General features: G+C 31.5%; 23 protein-coding genes. 7 read left to right on the plus strand and 16 right to left on the minus strand.

The window, feature by feature from the left end:
- Window positions 1–3: 3 nt before the first annotated feature.
- From arfB to C8D80_RS06295, 5 genes are read right to left on the minus strand one after another with little or no spacing between them, the layout of a single operon-like run.
- Window positions 4–405, minus strand: coding sequence for an alternative ribosome rescue aminoacyl-tRNA hydrolase ArfB (gene arfB / locus C8D80_RS06275; protein WP_133608496.1), 402 nt, complete (start codon window positions 403–405; stop codon window positions 4–6).
- Entirely contained in the window at window positions 398–1,933 is a 1,536-nt protein-coding gene (locus tag C8D80_RS06280) for a DUF4301 family protein (protein WP_133608498.1), read from the minus strand. The genes arfB and C8D80_RS06280 overlap by 8 nt, the downstream gene beginning before the upstream one ends.
- Window positions 1,903–2,517 carry a nicotinamide riboside transporter PnuC gene (gene pnuC / locus C8D80_RS06285; RefSeq protein ID WP_133608500.1) on the minus strand — a complete coding sequence of 205 codons (615 nt, stop codon included), beginning with the start codon at window positions 2,515–2,517 and terminating at the stop codon, window positions 1,903–1,905. Before pnuC ends, C8D80_RS06280 begins: the two co-directional genes overlap by 31 nt.
- The gene (locus C8D80_RS06290) at window positions 2,514–3,230 is read right to left on the minus strand and encodes a phosphoglycerol geranylgeranyltransferase (protein ID WP_133608502.1); all 717 of its coding nucleotides are present in this window, start codon (window positions 3,228–3,230) and stop codon (window positions 2,514–2,516) included. Before C8D80_RS06290 ends, pnuC begins: the two co-directional genes overlap by 4 nt.
- A gap of 1 nt (window position 3,231) precedes the next feature.
- Window positions 3,232–3,861 carry a 4'-phosphopantetheinyl transferase family protein gene (locus C8D80_RS06295; RefSeq protein WP_133608504.1) on the minus strand — a complete coding sequence of 210 codons (630 nt, stop codon included), beginning with the start codon at window positions 3,859–3,861 and terminating at the stop codon, window positions 3,232–3,234.
- A gap of 130 nt (window positions 3,862–3,991) precedes the next feature.
- Here C8D80_RS06295 and ahcY point away from each other — a divergent pair, with 130 nt between their 5' ends.
- Window positions 3,992–5,308 carry an adenosylhomocysteinase gene (ahcY, locus tag C8D80_RS06300; RefSeq protein WP_133608506.1) on the plus strand — a complete coding sequence of 439 codons (1,317 nt, stop codon included), beginning with the start codon at window positions 3,992–3,994 and terminating at the stop codon, window positions 5,306–5,308.
- A gap of 171 nt (window positions 5,309–5,479) precedes the next feature.
- The gene (locus C8D80_RS06305; protein ID WP_133608508.1) at window positions 5,480–6,580 is read left to right on the plus strand and encodes a DUF4407 domain-containing protein; all 1,101 of its coding nucleotides are present in this window, start codon (window positions 5,480–5,482) and stop codon (window positions 6,578–6,580) included.
- 42 nt (window positions 6,581–6,622) lie between these two features.
- On the opposite strand, the gene C8D80_RS06310 is transcribed toward C8D80_RS06305, so the two are convergent.
- From C8D80_RS06310 to C8D80_RS06330, 5 genes are all read right to left on the minus strand, one after another.
- Window positions 6,623–7,825 carry an NAD(P)/FAD-dependent oxidoreductase gene (locus C8D80_RS06310; RefSeq protein WP_133608510.1) on the minus strand — a complete coding sequence of 401 codons (1,203 nt, stop codon included), beginning with the start codon at window positions 7,823–7,825 and terminating at the stop codon, window positions 6,623–6,625.
- A gap of 120 nt (window positions 7,826–7,945) precedes the next feature.
- Window positions 7,946–8,653 carry a PH domain-containing protein gene (locus tag C8D80_RS06315; RefSeq protein WP_133608512.1) on the minus strand — a complete coding sequence of 236 codons (708 nt, stop codon included), beginning with the start codon at window positions 8,651–8,653 and terminating at the stop codon, window positions 7,946–7,948.
- Between the two features lie 34 nt (window positions 8,654–8,687).
- On the minus strand, window positions 8,688–9,179 hold the full coding sequence (locus C8D80_RS06320) for a hypothetical protein (RefSeq protein WP_133608514.1): 492 nt from the start codon (window positions 9,177–9,179) through the stop codon (window positions 8,688–8,690).
- 46 nt (window positions 9,180–9,225) lie between these two features.
- Window positions 9,226–9,597 carry an MmcQ/YjbR family DNA-binding protein gene (locus tag C8D80_RS06325; protein WP_133608516.1) on the minus strand — a complete coding sequence of 124 codons (372 nt, stop codon included), beginning with the start codon at window positions 9,595–9,597 and terminating at the stop codon, window positions 9,226–9,228.
- 8 nt (window positions 9,598–9,605) lie between these two features.
- Window positions 9,606–10,385, minus strand: coding sequence for a cyclase family protein (locus tag C8D80_RS06330; protein WP_162845041.1), 780 nt, complete (start codon window positions 10,383–10,385; stop codon window positions 9,606–9,608).
- A gap of 52 nt (window positions 10,386–10,437) precedes the next feature.
- Between C8D80_RS06330 and C8D80_RS06335 the strand changes: the two genes are divergently transcribed.
- Complete coding sequence (locus C8D80_RS06335) at window positions 10,438–10,818, plus strand: hypothetical protein (RefSeq protein ID WP_133608518.1); 381 nt, start codon at window positions 10,438–10,440, stop codon at window positions 10,816–10,818.
- Between the two features lie 3 nt (window positions 10,819–10,821).
- On the opposite strand, the gene hemW is transcribed toward C8D80_RS06335, so the two are convergent.
- Window positions 10,822–11,952 (minus strand): radical SAM family heme chaperone HemW, encoded by a 1,131-nt coding sequence (gene hemW, locus C8D80_RS06340; protein WP_133608520.1) that lies wholly within the window; start codon window positions 11,950–11,952, stop codon window positions 10,822–10,824.
- A gap of 54 nt (window positions 11,953–12,006) precedes the next feature.
- Between hemW and C8D80_RS06345 the strand changes: the two genes are divergently transcribed.
- The gene (locus C8D80_RS06345; protein ID WP_133608522.1) at window positions 12,007–12,537 is read left to right on the plus strand and encodes a hypothetical protein; all 531 of its coding nucleotides are present in this window, start codon (window positions 12,007–12,009) and stop codon (window positions 12,535–12,537) included.
- 63 nt (window positions 12,538–12,600) lie between these two features.
- Here C8D80_RS06345 and C8D80_RS06350 read toward each other — a convergent pair whose 3' ends face one another.
- Complete coding sequence (locus C8D80_RS06350; protein ID WP_133608524.1) at window positions 12,601–13,446, minus strand: hypothetical protein; 846 nt, start codon at window positions 13,444–13,446, stop codon at window positions 12,601–12,603.
- Between the two features lie 66 nt (window positions 13,447–13,512).
- Window positions 13,513–14,067, minus strand: a complete 555-nt coding sequence (ruvC, locus tag C8D80_RS06355) for a crossover junction endodeoxyribonuclease RuvC (protein ID WP_133608526.1) — start codon at window positions 14,065–14,067, stop codon at window positions 13,513–13,515.
- Window positions 14,068–14,098: 31 nt separating this feature from the next.
- Between ruvC and C8D80_RS06360 the strand changes: the two genes are divergently transcribed.
- Window positions 14,099–15,025, plus strand: coding sequence for a hypothetical protein (locus C8D80_RS06360; RefSeq protein ID WP_162845057.1), 927 nt, complete (start codon window positions 14,099–14,101; stop codon window positions 15,023–15,025).
- A 9-nt stretch (window positions 15,026–15,034) separates the two neighbouring features.
- A complete protein-coding gene (locus tag C8D80_RS06365) occupies window positions 15,035–16,138 on the plus strand; it encodes a glycosyltransferase family 2 protein (protein WP_133608531.1) in 1,104 nt (367 codons plus the stop codon).
- Window positions 16,139–16,308: 170 nt separating this feature from the next.
- Here the strand turns inward: C8D80_RS06365 and C8D80_RS06370 are convergent, their stop codons facing one another.
- Both C8D80_RS06370 and C8D80_RS06375 read right to left on the minus strand, forming a co-directional pair.
- Window positions 16,309–16,794 (minus strand): hypothetical protein, encoded by a 486-nt coding sequence (locus C8D80_RS06370; RefSeq protein WP_162845042.1) that lies wholly within the window; start codon window positions 16,792–16,794, stop codon window positions 16,309–16,311.
- A gap of 1 nt (window position 16,795) precedes the next feature.
- Window positions 16,796–17,341 (minus strand): energy transducer TonB, encoded by a 546-nt coding sequence (locus tag C8D80_RS06375; RefSeq protein WP_158633789.1) that lies wholly within the window; start codon window positions 17,339–17,341, stop codon window positions 16,796–16,798.
- 134 nt (window positions 17,342–17,475) lie between these two features.
- On the opposite strand from C8D80_RS06375, the gene C8D80_RS06380 reads away from it, so the two are divergent.
- Window positions 17,476–17,973 carry a DUF456 domain-containing protein gene (locus C8D80_RS06380; protein WP_162845043.1) on the plus strand — a complete coding sequence of 166 codons (498 nt, stop codon included), beginning with the start codon at window positions 17,476–17,478 and terminating at the stop codon, window positions 17,971–17,973.
- A gap of 7 nt (window positions 17,974–17,980) precedes the next feature.
- Here C8D80_RS06380 and C8D80_RS06385 read toward each other — a convergent pair whose 3' ends face one another.
- A complete protein-coding gene (locus C8D80_RS06385; RefSeq protein ID WP_144728176.1) occupies window positions 17,981–18,460 on the minus strand; it encodes a hypothetical protein in 480 nt (159 codons plus the stop codon).
- Between the last annotated feature and the right edge of the window lie 92 nt (window positions 18,461–18,552).

Here is an 18,552-nt window from a genome sequence, read left to right on the forward strand (position 1 = left end):
CCTTTAAAAATTTGGTTTTTTTCTGTTTTGCTTTAAAGTACTCATTACTTTTTTAGCATTAAGTCGTTTTTCTTTTACGCTTCTTGGAATTTTAGTTTCTTTTCGTTCTTTTGGAACAACCGAAGCATTTTCAAGTAACTTAAAACATTTCTTAATGACTTTTTCTTTGTTCTTTAGCTGACTTCTGTCTTCTTCGCTAGTTAAAATTAAAATTCCATCTTGAGTAAGTTTAGTTGCAATTTTAGTTTGCAATAACATTTTTTCTTCTTCTGTTAAACCTTTAGAATTGACTAAATCGAAATTCAATACAACTTTAGAAGACACTTTATTTACATTTTGTCCTCCAGCTCCGCTACTTCTAACTGCTTTAAATGAAAATTCTGATGCAATAATTGATTTATCCATTATCGGGTTGGTGTGACGATTTTAGTAAATCATTTACGGTTTTCACTGGATTGAACGTTTCTAACGGAACCTCAACAAAAATAGTGGTCCATTTTGCCATAGCACCATTCCATAAACCCGGAAGTTCAAAGGCTTTAATTGGTTTTCCGTTTTTTGTTTTTTCAGTAATAAAAGCAGCATTTTGATCTATAAATTGATTTAAATCAAACTTCTCACCTTTAAAATTTTTCACACCACAAACAATATCAACTGGATTAAAATGGGTGGCTTCTTTAGCAATTCTTTTTTGAATTTTATTGTTTAAATCTATTTGTGATGATTCTACAATTTGAAGCGTTAATCTTCCTTTATCATCTTGCACCCAAAATGGTCCGCCACCCGGTTCGCCTTCATTTTTAACCATTCCACAAACACGAATTGGACGATTTAAAACTTTAATTAAATATTCAATTTTGTAAGCCGTTTGGAAAAAATTAAATTCTTCTGGTAATGGAAAAGCCGTTTTGTTTTCAGCAAAATCTCTTATTTCAGCGATTTCGGCTTCTGTTACGTTTCCTTCGGAAAGCTTTTTTAAATAATCGAATATTTGATATTGTATGCGGATTAAAACACCGCCTAAAACTTTTTTGTAAGTCGCAATAACCGATGTATGATTTTGCGAAACATTATCGATATTTTTAATGTAAATCAAATCCGATTGAAGCGCATTCAAATTCTCAATTAAAGCGCCATGTCCGCCAGGTCTGAAAAATAATTTATCATCTTCTACACGAAAAGGCGTATTATCTTCATTAACCGCTAAAGTATCCGAAGATTGATCTTGATAAGAAAAATTGATTTCGCAATCTGAAAACTGATTGGTTATTTTCTCAAAATCAGCTTGAAATTCTTTTGTAATGGTGAAATGAATTTTAGTTTTATCATTCTCATTTTTAAAGAAATCGGCCTCAAAAATATTCTCTTCAATTGGTGTAACAATCTTGTTGCCCTTTACATGAAAAGGTAAAATTCCTTTTGGTTTATGGGAAAAATGCAATCCTTCTTCACTCAATAAAGTTTTAATTAAAATATAGTATCGCTTATCATTTGACAAAGAATAATAATTAGGAAACAAGTCAATTGTTTTTTCTTTTAACTCTCTGTAAAAAGGGAAATTTTTTAATCCAAAAATAAAAATAGAAACATCTTTTGCGTTCTTTTTATTGATGTAACTATTTATGGTATCATTATCAGCATCAAATTCATTCAAAAATTCATTCAAAAACTTAAACATACGAGTTGCAGCTCCTGAAGCAGGAACGAATTTTTCAATCGTATATTGATTTTTGTGTTTATCGAAATAAGATACCAACGGAAGAATTTCTTCTTCAGAAAAACGCCAAATTCCATCGCCAATAGTGGCCGACTTCACTAGATTTATCTTTGGAATTCCTTTGATGAAAAAATCCAGCTGTTGTTGCACTTTTTCTAGAGAATTTCCTCTTTCGTTAATAAATTTTATATCTGCTTCTGTAAAAGTCTTTTCCATTCTAAATAGCCTAAAATAGCAATAATTGTAAATAATAAAAACTGCATACTGGAGAATGTCAATCCTTTATAATAATACAAAGGCACCGAAATAATATCGGCTACAATCCAAATAATCCAGTTCTCAATCTTTCGTTTGGCCATGAGCCACATTCCTACAAAAAACAAAGCAGTTGTAAGTGTGTCTACATAAGCTGTCCAATCTGTAAATTTATCAAAAAATTGGTAAACAAATGCAACAAATAGTAAGGTTATTGTAAAAATTAGGCTCGAAATGAAATAATCTTTTCCATTCATAATTGATATTGGAAATTCATCTGCTCCGTTTTTCTTTCTTGTCCATAAATACCAACCTAAAACACTCATTATGGAATAGTAAATATTGATGATAAAATCACCAAACAATTTCCATTCCAACAAAATATATACAAAAATCAGTGTGCTAACTAACCCTGTTGGATACACTAAAATATTATTCTTTCTAGCAAATAAAACACTAACAATTCCAAACAAAACAGCTGTTAATTCAAGAAAAATAAAAAGATTAGAATAGTCTTTATATTGAGAAAAAAGTAACTCTATCATAATGAAAAGAAATTACTATCATTTTCAAAAGCGGTTCCAATCACAACCAAATCAGCTCCAGCATTATACACTTCTTGAATCGTTTTCATGAAACGAATGCCTCCACCAACAATCAATGGAATCTCGATATTTTGAGCGACATAGCGAATCATTTCTAACGAAACGTGTTGGTTTGCGCCGCTTCCCGCTTCTAAATAAATCAACTTTTTCCCAAGAAATTCGCCTGCTTTTGCCGTTTTATAGGCCAATTCGATATTGTTTTGTTCAATAGGCTGGGTTTGACTTACACGTTGCACAGCCGTTTCTTTTCCTCCATCGATTAACAAATAACCTGTTGGGATAATTTCCAAATTGGATTTCGCCAATATATCTACTGAATTTATATGATGTTCAATTAAATATTCTGGATTTCTGCCTGAAAGCAAACTCAAAAATAAAATCCCATCGGCTTCATTTGAAATTTGCGAAGGATGGCCTGGAAAAATTAATACTGGTAATTGAGTAGTTGTTTTAATAACGGAAATCAATTCGTCTAAATGCGTTCCATTGAAAGTACTTCCACCCACAAAAATATGTGTGGCAGGCGATTTTTTAATTTTCTCACCCAACACCACCGCTTGTTCAATTGAAACCTTTTCAGGATCAATTAAAACAGCTAATAGCTTCTGACGATTCTTTTTGGCTAGAAGTATATTTGAATATAGATTTTGCATTTTATTTTTTTGGGAAAGCACACACAAAGATATATGCTTCTACGTTATAAAAATGAATCTTGAACTTTTCTATTTGGTTATTAAATTGCAAAATAGCTGAACATTTCCCATCAATTAAATTAAATTCATCTTCAAAAATATGTTCTGGAAAACTAATTCCAACTTCATTTTTAATTTTAAAAATAGACTCTTTTACTCCCCAAATGACTGTTGCTTTTGCAATTTTATCTGGAGTAGAAAGATTTTCCAAATGTTTTATCTCTAAAAACCTTGGCGCTATTTTAAGTGTTTTTTCTTTTAGTTTTTCAATATCTATTCCCATTAATTCTGTGCTTATACAAATACACGAAAATTCATGAGAATGCGAAATAGAGATATGTTTGCCATCGCTTAAATGAGGTTTTCCAGCTTCATCATAAGTTAAATCATAATCGGTATAACCCAAATGTTGTAGTAACATTCGAACAGCTAAAAATCCTCTTTGATGTTCTTCAGATTTCATCCCTTCTAAACGAAAAAGCGAAGTATCACGTAACGAAACCGCTCTAAATAAAGAAGTTACGTCTTCTGTAATGTGCCAGAAGTACGCAGTAGTATTTTCGTTGATATGTATAATTTTATGTAGCGGCATTTATATTTTGTTGTTTTTCAAATCGTTAGAAAATTAAACAATTCACAAATTAATAGAAATCTTTGAAAAAATAAAAAGTTATTTTGTAATTTTGCACTCTAATTTTAGAATATACAAATATACATAATAGATGAGTACACAAACATTACCTTATGTAGCTTATAAAGTGAAAGATATTTCACTTGCAGCTTGGGGAAGAAAAGAGATTGAATTAGCTGAAGCAGAAATGCCAGGTTTAATGGCATTAAGAGCAGAATACGGAGCAACTCAACCTTTAAAAGGAGCTAGAATTGCTGGATGTCTTCACATGACAATTCAAACTGCTGTTTTAATTGAAACTTTAATTGCTTTAGGTGCAGAAGTTACTTGGTCTTCTTGTAACATTTTCTCAACTCAAGATCAGGCTGCTGCTGCTATTGCTGCTGCTGGAATTCAAGTGTATGCTTGGAAAGGGTTAAATGAAGAAGATTTCGATTGGTGTATTGAGCAAACTTTATTCTTTGGTGAAGACAGAAAACCATTGAACATGATTTTAGATGATGGTGGAGATTTAACTAATATGGTTATTGACCGTTACCCAGAATTAGTTGCTGGAATCAAAGGTTTATCGGAAGAAACTACAACTGGAGTTCACCGTTTATACGAAAGAGTAAAAGCTGGAACTTTACCAATGCCTGCAATTAACGTAAATGATTCAGTTACTAAATCTAAATTTGACAACAAATACGGTTGTAAAGAATCAGCTGTTGATGCAGTAAGAAGAGCTACAGATATTATGCTAGCTGGAAAAAGAGTAGTTGTTTGTGGTTACGGTGATGTTGGAAAAGGAACTGCGGCTTCTTTCCGTGGTGCTGGTTCTATTGTAACAGTTACTGAAATTGATCCAATTTGTGCGTTACAAGCAGCTATGGACGGTTTTGAAGTTAAAAAATTAGATACAGTTATCAAAACTGCTGATATTATTATTACTACAACTGGAAATAAAGACATCGTTTTAGGTTCTCACTTTGAGCAAATGAAAGATAAAACTATCGTTTGTAACATTGGACACTTCGATAACGAAATTGATATGGCTTGGTTAAACAAAAACCATGGTGCATCTAAAATCGAAATTAAACCACAAGTTGATAAATATACAATCAATGGAAATGACATTATCATTTTAGCTGAAGGTCGTTTAGTGAACTTAGGTTGTGCTACAGGTCACCCAAGTTTTGTAATGAGTAATTCATTTACTAACCAAACGTTAGCTCAAATTGAATTATGGAACAACAGTGCTGCTTATAACAATGACGTTTATATGTTACCAAAACATTTAGATGAAAAAGTAGCGATGTTACACTTAGCTAAATTAGGAGTTGAATTAGAAACGTTACGTCCAGACCAAGCAGAATATATTGGTGTAGAAGTACAAGGTCCATTCAAACCAGAATATTACAGATACTAATATTTAGTAAATAGTGAAAAGTGATTAGTAAATAGTCACTTAAAACATATTAAAACCCTTGCAGCAATGTGAGGGTTTTTCTTTTACCAACTATTTTTCAACAAATTAGCAACAACTTGAAACTTTTGGCGTTAAATTTGTACTAATCATCATCAATCAAAATCAATCATCATGTTAAAACGTTTTTTTATGTTATGCTCGGGCGTAGATTCCGACATAATTAATGGCTGTTCTAATGGCGAGCAAAACAAATATGCCGGAATTGGAGCTACTGTTTTCTTCACCGCCGTAATGGCTTTTATTGCTAGTGCTTATGCGCTTTTTACCGTTTTCGATAATGCATTTATTGCCATAGCTTTCGGTTTAGTTTGGGGTTTGCTTATTTTTAATTTGGATCGATTTATTGTTTCTACTATTAAAAAAAGAGATAGCTTTTTAGACGAATTCATTCAGGCAACACCACGAATTGCTTTAGCGATTATTATTGCTATCGTAATTTCAAAACCTTTAGAAATTAAAATCTTTGAGAAAGAGATCAATACGGTTTTATTGAAAGAAAAAAATGAAATGATGTTGGCCAACAAAAAACAAGTAGCCAATTATTTTCAATCGGATTTAGACAAAAACAAAGCCCAAATTGATAGTTTGAAATCGGATATTCTTAAAAAAGAAAAAGAAGTAAATGATTTGTATTCGGTTTACATCACCGAAGCTGAAGGAACCGCTGGAACTAAAAAGTTAGGAAAAGGTCCGGTTTATAAAGAAAAACGTGAAAAACACGATACAGCACTACAAGACCTAGCCACTTTAAAAGCTGCAAACCAAGCAAAAATTACCGATTTAGAAGCCAAATCCAAAACATTACAAACCGATTTAGATAAAAAAGTAACCGAAACCCAACCTATTATTGAAGGTTTCGACGGTTTAATGGCTCGAATAAATGCTTTGAATAAATTGCCTTTCTTACCATCTTTTTTCATTATGCTATTGTTTTTAGCGATTGAAACTTCGCCCATTATTGCCAAATTATTATCGCCAAAAAGCGAATACGATTTCAAACAGGAAGACAACGAAATGGGCATCAAAAATATGCTAGCTCAAAATCGTTACCAAAGCGAATTACAAAAGAAAACCGATGCTGAGATTTACGATAAAGTCTATGCCGATATCAAAGAAGATAAAGAACTGTACAACTACAAAAAGAAAAGTGCATTGGAATTATTAAAACTCCAAGCTGACGGATTTGTGGAAAAGCAGAAGAAGTCAATGTAAAAAAGAAACCCGATAATTAGTTATCGGGTTTTTAGTTAAATTTTATGGTAAATAAGAATATCCATTTCTACTTTTCCAAAGGAAATATTTTTCTAAAATTACTTTATTGAAATCATAAATTACATTCGGAATCATGATGGCAAAAGTTCTTGGTTTGAAAAGACTTGTTGATAATAACAATACTTCTTTTTTACCGGCATCCATTACACATAATCCAGGAATTCTGCCCCAAGCTTTTTCTTTAAGTTTGGCTTTACCTTCTGTTACTCTGATGATGTTTTCGGCTACGATTTTTCCGGTTTCATCACTTGGATAACCTGTTTTTGGAGATGCAAATGGTACTTTTCCAGGAGTAAATGGTAGCGGAACATTAACCGCTATTCCAGCAGCCCAAACATTTGGATAATCTATGTGTTGGTAACTGTCTTTAACTGGAATATAGCCTGTTGGTGTTGCGTGTAATTCAGGAGAATTCGTCACAAATTCAACTCCAATAAACGGAGGCATTAACATAGAGAATTTGAATGGTAATTCTTCACCATTAGTCAATTTGATTTTATCTTCGGTAACTTCTTCTACTCCAACTTGTGTTTTATAATGAATATTAAACATACTCATGAACGATTTTAGCATAGTTTCACCCATTGGCATTCCATCTATTCCAAAATGTCCCAAATAATCTTCAGGCGTAATCCAATATAAATCTACTTTTTTGCGAATATTTTGCTCGCGAAGCCATTTTTCTACATTGAATAAAAACTCATAAGCTGCACCCATACAACCAGCATTTTGCGTAGCTCCGATTACAATTGGACCCGGATTTTTCTTGAATTCTTCCAAAGCTTTTCTTGCTTTCATTGCTCCGTTTGGCGTTCCAATATAATGGGTATGTTCAGCAACACCTGGTGCTACATCGTATTTTACTTTTGGACCCGTTGCTACTACTAAATGATCGTATTTATAATCACCTTTATCTGTTGTTACTACTTGATTTTTTACATCTACTTTTAACGCTTCTGCATTAACAAAATCAACACCTTTTTTAGCTAAAATAGTATCTTTTCTGAATGAAATATCTTTGATCTCTCTTCTTCCAAAAGGCACCCAAATTAATGATGGAATAAACAAAAACAAAGGTGATTTATCAATTAATATTACTTTATGTTGGTCTTTACCTTTTCTCTTTATCTCTAGGGCTGCAGTCATTCCTGCGAAACTTCCTCCTATAACTACTGTTGTTGTCATCATGTTCTAATTTTATAGTGTAAAGTTACCTCATAATCAAAACATTATCTGTTACAAAAGTTACACAAACAAAAAAGCCTGAAACGTGAATTTCAGGCTTAAAGTTGTATTACTATTTTATTATAGATATTTTAAAATCTCCGATTTTAATCGGTCATATTCTCCTTGAAGGATTAATCCGTTGTCTAATAATTTTTTATAATTCTGAAGTTTGGCAAACAATTCGTCTTGTGTTAAATGCGCTAACCCTTTTTCCTCCGAAATAGGAGCTTCTACTTCCGTATCACGAATAACGTCATTTGGTGTAGGCATTAACTCTGCAAAATGAGTTACTTCTTCCGCTTGAATTTCCTCAATAACTTCTTCTTGAACTGGCGATTCAATTGGAGCTTCTGCTTTAACTTCTTCTACAATTGGAGTTGCTGCTTTTGGATTTTTCAATAAATCCAACTGCTCTTTAGCGTAAGTGTATAATTTTCTCGCTTGATTTTTTGGTAAATAATCAACTGTGTGTGTTAAATCTGAATTAGTTGTAAAGGTGAAATCTGCTCCTAAAATACCTTCTTTTACAAACGAACCTGCGATATCATCCCAATCGTAATCAATGAATTCCATTGATAATCCTAAATTTTTAGGCTTACACAAAATGATGCGTTTGTTTGTCACCACAATGCTGTCTGGAAAAATTGTTACCGCTGGTTTTTTCTGAACGGCAATGTAGCCTACTTCTTCGTTCGACATTAAAAGATTCTCCAATTTAGCCGTGATTTTCTCAATAGCTTTTGGATCTTGATCTTCGTTTAATATTTTTTTTAAGTTGTCTATCATTTTTTTAATTTTAAAATTGTTAAAATAATTTAGATTAAAGCTTATTTATTATTTCAACTTCGTATTTCATTTTAAGTTTCTCACTTATCTCTAATGCTACTTTTTCATCTTTAGTAAAATAAAGAGTTGTAGGTTTACCATTTTCAGGAAATAAATTTATCAAGATTGCCTTTTCTGAAATTCTTGCAGAAGCTGTTGAACTCATTCCAATTCCTCCAACTTTAGTTGAAATATTACTTCTGAACACAGAAATGGACTCCATTTTAGGGAAATTCTTCCAATGACCTATATTCAAACCTAAGATCGAAAAAACATTTCTATATTGATTATTTTTTAAATCTAACTCTATTCCGTTGTTAGATAATATTACAAAACCTCCAATTATCAAAGCTATCCAAACTAAAACGAAAGCAGGTCCAAAAGTCACATTAAAAAAAAGCAATAGAAACAATCCTGAAATCCAAAGTAAATTTCCAAGTATTAAACTTTTTAAAGATATTTTTTCAAGATAAAGAAACTTTTCCACTTACAAATTTACTTTTACGGCTTAATTATCATTACAAAAGTAATGCCTAATTTTCTAATTCTTGAATTTCTTGTTGGACTTTTTTCGTTAAACTTTTGAAAACAAGTTCGTAGGAATGATTAATCAAATCGCACATCATTTTATCGGAAACATCGCCATGAAAACGAACCGTATTCCAATGTATTTTACTCATGTGATATCCTGGCTCAATAGCTTCATATTCCGATCGAAGTTCCAAAGCACGTTCTGGATCACATTTTAAATTTAACGATGGTGTTCCTTTTTCCCATTCGGATAATGATGTTAAGCAAAACATTTTTCCTCCTACTTTAAACACCAAAGTATCTTCATCAAATGGAAAATGTTCGGTGACGCCTTTTTTAGATTGACAGAATTCGTAGAGTTGTTGAATGTCCATTTTGTTAATTACTTTTCAATTTTATACAAAACTGGTTTAGATGGAGAAGCATCATTTTCAAACGAAGCGAATTGTAAATTTAGCATATAACTTCCGTCTTGAACATCTTTGTTGACGTAAATCATTTCGGTAATTGTACAACTAAATCGTGCGTCTTCGTTGACATCTTTTACATCTTTTACATTCCAAAATGCTTTGTGTGCTAGTAATTTCCCTTCATCATGTTCTTTGTCGACACTTGGTAAATCGATTAATAAATGTTGAATGCCTTTTTCTCTAATAAAAATCGCAGCTGCTTCTTCCAAGTAAGGCGGATTTGTATTGGAATAATTCAAATGTTTTTTACTTTCTGGATTTGGTAATGTTCTGATGATAATAGCTTCAATTGAATCGTTATTTGTCTTATCGAGCGCAGTCGAGATATGTTCTTTTGTAATAACTAAATCTTCTCCAACCTTTTTTGGTTCCACTGAAATCAATTCTGCAGTAAAGAAAAACTGTTTCAAACATTGATTTATGGAATAAAAATCGCGTGTAATATGTCCTAAACATTCTGTATGAGTACCATGCGCATGTGGATTGAAGAAAATATTATTGAAATTCGTAGATGATTTCCCTTCTGAAACTTTACCAATCCAATCACCCATAGTTACAGGATCAATTTCAGGTGCATTTTGATACCACGCAATTGGATTTTGTTCGTTGTTAGTTAATGGAATGGAAATATCAACGGGCTTTGATAAGTCGATTTGGTATGTAGAATTATTATATAGGATTGTTGTTTTCAAAACAATAAATGATTAAATTTACGAGACTGTTCAGATTTTAAAGATAATCAAAATGAAGAAATATTTTATTATTCTATTCCTAATATTCCATTTTAGTTTGTTTTCACAAATTCAAAAGGATACTATTCAACTGACAACTCCTTTAGCTGCAATTAAAGTTGACTTAAACAACAATAAGCAGCGTATTTTTTTTAATCAATTAAATTTATATACAAATAACGATTTTTCAATATTTAATCGAACAACAATGTTAAACGATAATTTTTCGGTTTACAAAGGTAATTTTGAATATAAAAATTCTGTGTTAATTCCTGAAAACATGTTGTTTAACAACAAAATTGATTCGTTCAACCCTAGTGGGCTTTGTGATTTTAAAAGTGCCGTTTTAACAGGAATAATCAATTTAACGATAAGTTTATTTCAAACTGATTAAATTTTATAAATTCAGTAAAAACAGATCACTAGCAATTCCGTCGGAAAGAAATTTACCTTTTTTTGTAGTTCTTAGGATATTATCATCCACAAACAACAAATGGTCTTCTATGAATTTTGCTGCTTGTTGGTTCAAATAATCCAAATAGGTTTTCCCAAATTCTTGTTCGATTCTATGTAAGGAAACTCCCCAAATCGTTCTCAAGCCCGTCATGATATATTCGTTATAGCGGTCGGTTTTGGTTAAGGTTTCGATTTCAATTGGTAATTTATTTTCTTGAATAGATTTGATATAAAGTGAATTATTTGACACATTCCAACCACGATTTTTCCCATCATAACTATGTGCCGACGGACCAATTCCGATGTATTTTTTGCCTAACCAATAACTCGAATTGTTTTTGGAAAAATATTTTTCTTTTCCAAAATTCGATAATTCATAATGAATGAAACCGTTTTCTGAAAGTTTATCGACTAAAATTTGAAAATGCTCTTGTGCGACTTCATCATCTGGTTGTGGAATAATTCCTTTTTGGATGAACGAATGCAAAGCGGTTTTGGGTTCAACCGTTAAGGCGTAACTCGAAATATGTGGCACACCAAAAGACAAAGCAGTTTCAATGTTTTGCAACCATTTTTCATTGGACATTTCTGGAACTCCGTAAATTAAATCAATAGAAATGTTATCGAAATATTGAGTGGCAATTTCTAAACATTTTTTAGCTTCTTCTAAATTGTGCGCGCGATTCATCAACTTCAAATCGTCTTCAAAAAACGATTGAATTCCGATTGATAAACGGTTGACTTTATTTTTTGATAGTTCAATTATTCGCTTCTCTGTTAAATCATCTGGATTGGCTTCTACAGTAATTTCTGGATTTTCGACTACTTTATAGTTTCTATATACTTCATCAATCAAAAATTTCAAATCTGCAATCTGCAATATTGAAGGTGTTCCACCACCAAAATAAATCGTTTCTACAATCTCATTTTGAAATTCACTTTTACGCATTTGAATTTCTTTCGCTAATGCCAAAACCATTTCATCCTTCTTCTTCAATGAAGTAGAAAAATGAAAATCACAATAATGACAAGCCTGTTTGCAAAAAGGGATATGGATATAGATTCCTGACATTTGTTTGTTGTTGTAATATTTTTAATATAGATTTGTTTAATTAAAATTTTTAAAATGAAAAAACTTAAATTCTTATTGTTTTCTCTACCATTTATTCTATTTGCCTGTTCCTCAGACGATAGTGATAGCAACAACAATAACCAGTTTGCAATGACCGCTGAAATTAATGGTGTAACATTTGAAGCAAACAACCCTTATGGAACAAATCTTTATTCATCTACAAATATATGGGATTATTTTCCATTAGAAGACTTTGTAATGTTACAAGGAAGACAAGGAGGTTTATTAGGAAATCCTGAAATTAATATTTGGTTAAAAAGAACCGATATGGCTGTAGGAACTTATGGTTTTAGATCAGAAACTTATGACACACAACCATCTCATTTCATTGACTTAATTGATAATAGCAATGAAGAAATGGAAGAAACAATTGGAGGAACTATAACAATTACAGAAGTAAATACTTCTTCAAAAATTGTTAAAGGTACATTTCAATTTACAGCTTCTGATAATGTAGAAAATCCAGTTCCTGTAGTTAACAAGACTGTGACAAATGGTACATTTAGATACCAATATGAAGATTAAATATTAATAACAAAAGCCAGTGAAAAATCCTGGCTTTTGTTATTTTTAAAAATAGGTTAAAGATTAATATGATTCTTTAAAAACTCCCTGTGTAACGTTAATAATAGCACCTGAAGTAGGATGCGTAGCAGTTAAACTAAAAGTTCCTTTTACATAATAATTTGTACATTCTGTAAAATTTACTGATCCAGACACATTATAGTTTATTATTTCATGAGTATTTACATCATATTCATAAAAGCGAATTCCTCTAATAGCAGTATTATTTGAAAATGAATAATTCCCTACAATAGGGTTTCCTGATTCATAAACAATATCAAAGAAATATTTCCCACTACTTAAAACGTGTAATTCAGTAACAGTATTATCATCAGATGTATCAAAACTCATTCCATCCCAATCGTTCCCATTTATTTTGGCTGTTGTTCCAAATCCTGCCAGTAATGTATCTTGATTAGTAAATTCAACATTAAAAGAACCTGATACAGTTGAAAAATCAGAAGTATGATCATATTCATTATCATACACTTTTCCGCTGAAATTAACTGACACACGTCTTGTATTTGCATCGTAACTCACTAAATCAAAATTGAACGTATTTTCATTATAATATTCAAAAGTTGATTTTGGACCAAAAGGATTCTCAGAATCTATTGAAAAAACAAAAGCATCATATAAACTTCCTGCTGTACTAAATTTAAAGTCAATAGATTTTCCATTTGAACCATAGCCTGCAACTTCCATCCAATTGTCAAATCTGTAAGCTTGAACAGACGTTACGTTTATAGTTTCGCCATCAATAATTAAAGTAAAACCTTCAGGAACTGAACTAGAAGAACTTTCATCTGATGAACACGAAAAAAACATTGGCATTATTGCCAAGAATAAAAAAAAATTAAAAAATTTCATTTGATATAAATTTTAGTTGATATCCAAATTTAAAATAATTTAATATTTATAATATATTTTTTACAATTATTTTTTTACTCTATCTTCATTATTCTTCACAAAAGCATCCCAACCCGAATAACTTTTTTCACCAACCACTTTTCCAGAATTGAAAAAATGACAAACTGCAGCTGCCAAACCATCGGTAGAATCGAGGTTTTTTGGTAATTCTTTCAACCCTAATAATTGTTGGAGCATTTTAGCTACTTGTTCTTTACTGGCGTTTCCGTTACCGGTGATGGCCATTTTAATTTTTTTAGGTTCGTATTCTGTAATGGGAATATCTCTTGAAAGTCCGGCTGCCATGGCAACGCCTTGCGCTCTTCCTAATTTCAGCATCGATTGCACGTTTTTCCCAAAGAAAGGTGCTTCAATAGCAATTTCATCTGGATTATGCGTGTCGATTAATTCTATGGTACGTTCAAAAATGACTTTTAATTTCTGATAATGGTTATCGTATTTGGACAAAATAAGTTCGTTCAACTGCAGAAATTCCATTTTCTTGTTGACTACTTTGATTAATCCAAAACCCATAATCGTCGTTCCTGGGTCAATTCCTAATATGATGCGTTCGTTTGCCAATTTTAGTGTAAAGTTTCGTTTCTTTGTACCAATGATTACAATTCCTCACAAAGCTAAGCAATTCCTTGTTTTTACCATCAAACTTTTGATTGTAATTGGTGCGTTTTATTTTATTTACGACCAAATTGCTGGAAATTCGAAATTAGAATGGAGTAAATTCCAAACTTTAGTTTTAGAAAAAACTTCCGTTTTGACCATCATTTTCATTTTATTGTTTAGTGTTGCGAATCGCTATTTCGAAATTTTAAAATGGCAGAATTTGGTTGCTTTTATCAAACCAATTTCGGTTGGAGAGGCAAGTAAACAAGTTTTAGGCGCCTTAACAGCTGGTATTTTTACACCAAATGGTTTAGGAGAATATGCTGGAAAAGCGATGTTTTTCAAAAAAGAACAAACTAAAAAAGTGGTGTTTTTAAACTTGATTTGCAACGGAATCCAAATGATTTTGACCATTATTTTCGGAACAATTGGATTAATTTTAATTGGATATTGGAAATGGGCTTTAGCGATTATTGGAATTGCAATTGTATTATTTTTTGCTTCTATTCTTTCAAAAAACATCACCATAAAAGGGTATTCGATTCAAAAATTACTTCATAAAATAAACGAAATCCCAAAAAAGATTCACCGAAAAAATATTTTGCTTGGCGTTTGTCGTTACTTGGTTTTTTCGCATCAATATTATGTTTTGTTTTTAGTTTTTGATGTAGATTTACCTTATCTGACTTTGATTAGTTCAATTGCTGCTGTTTACTTTTTAGCTTCTTCGTTACCAAGTTTCCAATTTTTAGATTTTGCAGTAAAAGGAAGTGTAGCTATGTTTTTCTTTGGAAAATACGGAGTTAACGAATGGATTGTGATATTCATTAGTACCTTGATGTGGTTTTTAAACGTAGTTTTACCCGTAGTAATTGGAAGTTATTACGTAATGCGATTTAAGTTGAATACTTCAAAATAGATTATTCGTATGTTGGAATTAATTCTCGGAACCGTTTTTCTAATTTACATCCTATTCATCGGGCAACTGATTTATGGATTTAATCGAATGAGACGTTTTTCGAAAACAAAATTCACTCCAAAAACATCTTTTACCATTGTAGTTCCATTTCGAAATGAAAAAGAGAATCTTCCGAATTTATTGCATTCGATTGCGCTATTGAATTATCCGAAGGAATTAGTGGAAGTGATTTTAGTGGATGATGATTCTGATGACGAATTTAGAATTCAGAATTTAGAATTTAGAATTCAAATGATAAAGAATGTTCGTAAATCAAATTCACCTAAAAAAGATGCGATTGAAACCGCGATTCAAATAGCTAAACACGATTGGATTATTACTACTGATGCCGATTGTTTGGTTCAGAAAGATTGGTTGACGATTTATGATCAATATATTCAGAAAAATGAAGTTGAAATGGTAGCTTCTGGCGTTTGTTATGTTCCAAAAAATGGTTTTTTATCCGCCTTTCAGAATTTAGATTTCTTGAGTTTACAAGGTGCTACGATTGGAAGTTTTGGAATCAACCAACCTTTTATGTGTAATGGCGCTAATTTTGCCTATTCAAAATCATTCTTCAAGGAATTAAACGGTTTTCAAGGAAATGAAACCATTGCCAGTGGTGACGATGTTTTTCTACTTCAAAAAGCCGTTTCATTTGCTCCGAAGAAAGTTGGGTTTTTATTGGCTAAAGAAAGTATTGTTGCCACAAAACCAGTTGCAACTTGGTCTGAATTGTTTCAGCAACGGGTGCGCTGGGCTTCGAAAAGCACGGGTTATTCTTCAGTTTATGGAAAGCTGTTAGCGCTTGTGGTTTTTGGCGGGAATTTGGCTTGGATAGTGAGTTTTCTACTTTGGTTGGTAGGTTTATTGGACCAAAACATTTTTATGCTTTTTGTTGCTTTAAAATTTCTAATTGATTTTATCTTGATTTACAAAACCGCTAATTTCTTCGAATCGAAATTACAATATGTGTTCGCGAGTAGTTTGTTGTATCCGTTTTTTAGTGTTTCGGTGGCGGTGTATTCTTTGTTTGGGAAATACTCTTGGAAAGGAAGAAATTTCAAGAAATAATTTTAAATACGAATTTCACGAATTAGCACGAACTATTTTAACATATAAGTCATGTAAGTTTTTTGAAATGGATATTTTTTGCGAATTAAGTTCATTTAAGATTTTAAAAATTAATGTAATTCCTTAAATCTGTGTTCCCTACTTGAACTTGTACTTGATTTTGCCCTTGCTTATTTCTCCATTTTTATAATCACTGGAAGTACAAATTGCGTTTTTACTTTCACGCCTCTTTTAATCGCCGGTTCTACCTTTGGAAAATCGGATAATCTTGAAGTTAGAATGCTATCGATTTTTGTTTTGTCTGCTAAAGCGATGCTATCGTTTGGATATTGGGTTTCGAATTGTAAACTCGAATCGGGATTTACGGTAATTTTCACGTTGATAGTGTCAATTTCTGGATATTCAAAACGCAAAGTATCAATTCCTATTCGTTCTTGTATGGTTTGCGCCATATAATCGAAGAAACATTGCCTTTTTATTTCCGCATCTTTTATCGTATCACATTGCAAAACCGATGGAAATTCATCCACTTCATCCCAATTGATTTTTTTCAATTCTTGTTCTAACAATTCTTGCTCATCAGGAACTTGTTTTTCGAAGTACTGGCAAGATTGAATAGCTAAAAGCAAAAAAAGCAGTTGAATTATCTTTTTCATATTATTCTTCCATCTGAAACATTATAGGAATCGCATAGGAAATATTAATCGGTTTTCCATCACAATTAGCAGGAATGGCTGTTGGTAACGATTTAATAATTCGAGCTGCCTCTTCTTCTAAAATTAGACCATTTTTTGGACCAACAGCATCATTAATTTGCGGATTTCCTTCTTTATCAATAATAAAATACACTAAAACTCTTCCTTGTATTTCGTGATCCATTGCAAATTCGGGATATCTAAACTTTTTATAAATATGCTTTCTTATGTAATCATTAAATGACACTTGTTCTTCAAGTCCTGTAGTCAGATTTTTTACTTTATAGTAAGGTAATTCTTGAGAAGTACATTTTGTAAAACCTAAATCATCTTTAACAACTGTAGTTGTAACTTTAGATTTCTCAATAGAATCAGCTTGCTTTTTTTGTTGTTTGGCAATTTTACTCTCCTCAACACGAACCAAATAAGCATCCCATTCTTTCTTTTTTTGTTCGTCAGACTCTTTTTTAATTCTTGCCAATTCTTTTAAACGATCTTGGGTTGACATGTTTTTGTCTTGAGCAACCGCTAGATTAACAAACAGAAAAGAAATAAAAAGTAAAAAAACAAATCTCATAGAATCAAATAATTAAAAAAGTATGAAACAAAGTTATAAATTTGTTAGACAATAACTAAAATCTTATGGAATACTTTTTACTGATTCTGGGTTTACTTTTAATGATAGTTGGAATTATTGGCAGTTTACTTCCTGCTTTACCGGGACCACCTATTAGTTGGGTTGGGATTTTATTGCTTTATTTTTGTCCTGGAATGGAAACCAATTATTGGTTGCTGGGTATTACTTTAGTAATTGCGGTTGTAATTGGCATTTTAGATTATGTGATTCCTGCAAAAGGGACAAAGTATTTTGGCGGAAGTAAATACGGAATTTGGGGAACGAATATAGGTTTGGTTGTTGGCTTATTCTTTCCTCCGTTTGGATTTTTGATTGGACCGTTCTTAGGTGCTTTAATAGGCGAACTTATTTACAACTCAAACGAAGGAAAGCGTGCTTTTAAAGCTGCTACTGGTTCGTTCTTAGGTTTCTTAGCGGGAACGTTTATTAAGTTCTTAGTGAGTTTGCTTTTCTTAGGAGTATTCTTTGTTGTGGTTTGGCAGAATAGTGAAGTTTGGTTTTGATAATTTTTTAATTAAGAGCTTGAGCTCTTTTAACTAGTCTTTTGTTTTTTCTTATCTTACTCTTATCCATGGAAATTAATAGTATTTCTCCTAATCCAAAATCGAAATAATAATTTTCTTTTCCAGATATATAAATATCCTCACCATATAACTTAATCACTTTATTTTTTCCTTTTTTTGAATAATAATTTATATCAAAATAATTGACCTTATCTAAGTAGTCAATTTCAGGGAAACTAATTAAATGACGTCCAGCTTCAAGAAAATAAATATTATTTTTAGTGTCCAAATTTTGTTTAAAAATAATATCTCCTTCTAAATCTAATATTTTTATTGAATCCGTATTTTTATTAAAAGCTATCAATCTAACCTTATTAATTAATATTTCATTTTCATAAAAATATATTTTTAATGAATCCGAAATATTTTGGGAATAGCAATTTGAATTAACCAACAAAATAAATACAAGACATTTCAAAAAATTCATCATACTTTATTAAAAATATTAAACCTTGCAATTTCAATTATTCTGAGCTTCACAAAGCTACTTAAAAACATACTAAAATGATTCCCAAAAGT

Origin of the sequence: Flavobacterium cheniae, from assembly GCF_004363695.1 — a bacterium.
GTDB classification, from domain to species: Bacteria; Bacteroidota; Bacteroidia; order Flavobacteriales; family Flavobacteriaceae; genus Flavobacterium; species Flavobacterium cheniae.